The organism is Pseudomonas edaphica, assembly GCF_005863185.1.
Classification (GTDB): Bacteria; Pseudomonadota; Gammaproteobacteria; order Pseudomonadales; family Pseudomonadaceae; genus Aquipseudomonas; species Aquipseudomonas edaphica.
The window spans coordinates 1-3,099 of sequence record NZ_VBVZ01000685.1; the positions used below are offsets into that span (position 1 = coordinate 1).

A 3,099-nucleotide genomic window follows, 5' to 3' on the forward strand; every position below is an offset into this window, starting at 1 on the left:
CAACAGGGCTGACTGACCCACCGCTATCGCAGGCAAGCCAGCTCCCACAGGGTTTTGCGTGTATCTCGATTGCGCGGCTCATGCCAACACCTGGCGCATGTGCATCAGGGTCTGTTCCAGGTTGCTGGGCTCGCCCGCGTTCTGGCGCAGGAATGCTTCGATGGCGGCGTGGCGTGCAATGGCTTCGTCCGCCAGCGGGTCGCTGCCGGCGGAGTACTCGCCCACACGGATCAGCATTTCGATTTCGCCGTAGCGCGCCATCAGCTCACGGATTCGCATGGCCAGGCGCTTGTGCTCCTCCCCGGCGACCTGCTCCATCAAGCGGCTGCGACTGCGCAGCACGTCCACCGCCGGGAAGTAATTGCGCTGGGCCAACTCGGCGCTCAGGGCGATATGCCCGTCGAGGATCGAACGCGCTTCCTCGGCCACCGGGTCGCTGGCGGCATCGCCTTCAGTGAGCACGGTGTACAGCGCGGTAATGCTGCCGGTAGGGCCGGGGCCGGCGCGTTCGAGCAGGCGTGGCAACGCCGAGAAGAACGACGGCGGGTAACCGCGACGGGTCGGTGGCTCGCCCACGGCCAGGCCGATTTCGCGCTGGGCGCGGGCAAAACGCGTGAGGCTGTCCATTAGCAGCAATACATTGCGGCCCTGGTCACGGTGGTATTCGGCCAGGGTGGTGGCGACGAACGCGGCACGTACACGCTCGGCCGCCGGGCGATCCGAGGTGGCGACCACCGCCACCGTGCGCGCGCGCGCCTGGGCATCGAGTTGCACGTCGAGCAACTCGCGCACCTCCCTGCCCCGCTCGCCGATCAGGCCGATCACAATCACATCGGCTTCGCTGTTACGGATGATGCTGGCAAGCAGCGACGATTTGCCCACGCCTGGCTCGCCAAAGATGCCCATGCGTTGGCCCTGGGCCAAGGTCAGCAAGCCGTCGATGGAGCGGATGCCCAAGGCCATGGAGCGCACGATCAGCTGCCGCGAAAACGGTGCCGGAGGCTCGGTGTGCAGCGGATAGCTTTTCAGGGCCAGAGTCGGTGGCAGGCCATCACCGTCGAGAAAGTCGCCCATAGGGCTGATCACACGCCCCAACTGCGCATCACCGACCGCCACGCCGAGGGTTTCGCCGGTGGCGGTGATCTGCGTGCGGGTCGACAACCCTTCCATCGAGCCGATGGGCGACAGAATCGCCTCGTCACCATCAAAACCAATGACCTCGGCACTCAAGCTGCGGCTGCTGCCGGGATCGCGCAATTGGCACAGCTCACCAATGCTCGCACCGGCCACACTGGCGCGCAGCAGCACGCCGCGAATGCTCAGCACGGTGCCGTGCATTGGTCGCGGGCGCGCCTGGGCCAGGCGCTCAGTCAGGCGTGGCAGCAACTGCTCCAGGTTCATGCCACACCTTCTTCGGCAAAGGGCAGCAAGCTGCGGCGCAGGGTTTGCAATTGCGCTTCCAGGCCCAGCTCCACCGAGCCGGCCGGGCTGCTGAGGCGTGCCTGGCCGGCGCCAAGCTGTTCATCGGCGTCCACTGCAAGCGCCAAGCCTTCAAGCTTAAGGCGTTGGCGCAATGCGTCGACCTCGGCGGGTGGCACCCACAGGGTCAGTGCCTGGTCCTGGCGAAACGCGCTCAAGGCTTGGCGGGTGCAGCGCACGACGCGCTCGGCGTTATCCAATTCGCCCAGCACTTCACGCACGATGCCCAACGCCAAATCGGCCAGCGAAGTCTCCAGGCTGCTCAGGTAGTGCTGCACCTGGGATTGGGTCTGCACCAGCAATTGCGCGACCTGCTCGGCACCGGCCTGCCGGGCGCTTTCAAAGCCCTCGGCGCGGGCGGCGTGCAGCCACTGGTCGCTGTCGGCCTTGATCTGTTCGGCCTGGTCTTTGGCCGCTTGCAGGAAGGCAAAACCGTCGGTCCACAACGCGGCTTCTTCGGCCCGCAAAATACGCGCAGCCGGACGGCTCGGTAGTTCATTCATGGGGCAACCTCCTCGGCCAGCAGGCAAGCAGCGGCGGCCTGGACGATTTCCAGGTCACGCGGCACGCGTGCGCTGTAGCCCTGGGGAAAGTCAAAACGCAAGCGCAGCCAGCCTTGCCAGTCAGCGTGCTGGGCCTGCAGCCAGGCGGCGACACAGCCAAGGCCGTCACGGTCGATGGCTTCGATCAACTCGACCGGTTCACGCAGCAGATCCGCCGCGCCCCCCAGTTGGCGCAGAGCCAGGGCAGCCACAAAGACCTCGGCGCCGAGGCCTTCACGCAGCTCATTGACCACCTCGCGGCGGATCTCACGGCTCAAGGTTGCGCCGTGCCAGATAGCCCCGCATAACCTCGGCAGGCGCGCAAATTGCGCGGGCGACAGCAGCAACACCGGCAGGTCGGCCGCCAACGGCGTGACCAATTGCTCGATCGGCGCCAACTGGTAGTGCTTGACCAGCAACTGCTGCAGGCGCGGGCGAAAACGTGGCTGGGCCTGCATGGCCTGCAACACGTCATCTGGCAGCTCAGCGGCAAAACACGCGCCCAGGCTAGGCCCGCGCACAAACTGCAAAGGCTCGGCGATCACCCCCTGCCAGCGTTCGAATAAACTCATTCACCCTCCTTGAGCACATACAGCGCCTGGGACTGGCGCCGCGCCCACTGCTGGCGTGCCAATACACCGAGGGCGCCAAGCGCAATCAGCAACAACGTGCCGAACATGAAACGCGCCTGAGGCACGTTGTCTTCCAGCATCCACAAGCCCATAAAGCGCGCCAGCCGTGGTTGTGCCGGGTTCTGGCTGATGGCGACAGCCGCCTTGATCGCCGTGACCGAAACGCCTTCGTAGCTCAGACCGGAAATGCCGTTGGCCACCAGCGTCTTGATCTGCGGGATCAGCGTATTGATGTCGGTACCCGGGTCGTAACGCACCAGTACCGAGGCCGACGAGGGTGAAATCACGCGTTTGAGCAGGTCGTTATCGGGCAGCACCACATGCACGCGCGCGGCGACGATGCCGTCGATCTGCGACACCGAATGCGAGAGCTCCTCGCTCAGCGCATAGATCATCTGCACGCGCTCCTGCACCGGCGACGACACTAGGCCGTTGCCCTTGAACAC

General features: G+C 65.4%; 4 protein-coding genes. All 4 read right to left on the reverse strand.

The window, feature by feature from the left end:
- Positions 1-78 precede the first annotated feature (78 nt).
- The gene (locus tag FEM54_RS28940; RefSeq protein WP_138453891.1) at positions 79-1,401 is read right to left on the reverse strand and encodes a FliI/YscN family ATPase; all 1,323 of its coding nucleotides are present in this window, start codon (positions 1,399-1,401) and stop codon (positions 79-81) included.
- Positions 1,398-1,982 carry a type III secretion system stator protein SctL gene (gene sctL, locus FEM54_RS28945; protein ID WP_138453892.1) on the reverse strand — a complete coding sequence of 195 codons (585 nt, stop codon included), beginning with the start codon at positions 1,980-1,982 and terminating at the stop codon, positions 1,398-1,400. The genes FEM54_RS28940 and sctL overlap by 4 nt, the downstream gene beginning before the upstream one ends.
- Complete coding sequence (locus tag FEM54_RS28950) at positions 1,979-2,593, reverse strand: type III secretion protein (protein WP_138453893.1); 615 nt, start codon at positions 2,591-2,593, stop codon at positions 1,979-1,981. Before FEM54_RS28950 ends, sctL begins: the two co-directional genes overlap by 4 nt.
- On the reverse strand, positions 2,590-3,099 hold a 510-nt coding region (locus FEM54_RS28955), incomplete at its 5' end, for an EscJ/YscJ/HrcJ family type III secretion inner membrane ring protein (protein WP_138453894.1). The genes FEM54_RS28955 and FEM54_RS28950, both read right to left, overlap by 4 nt.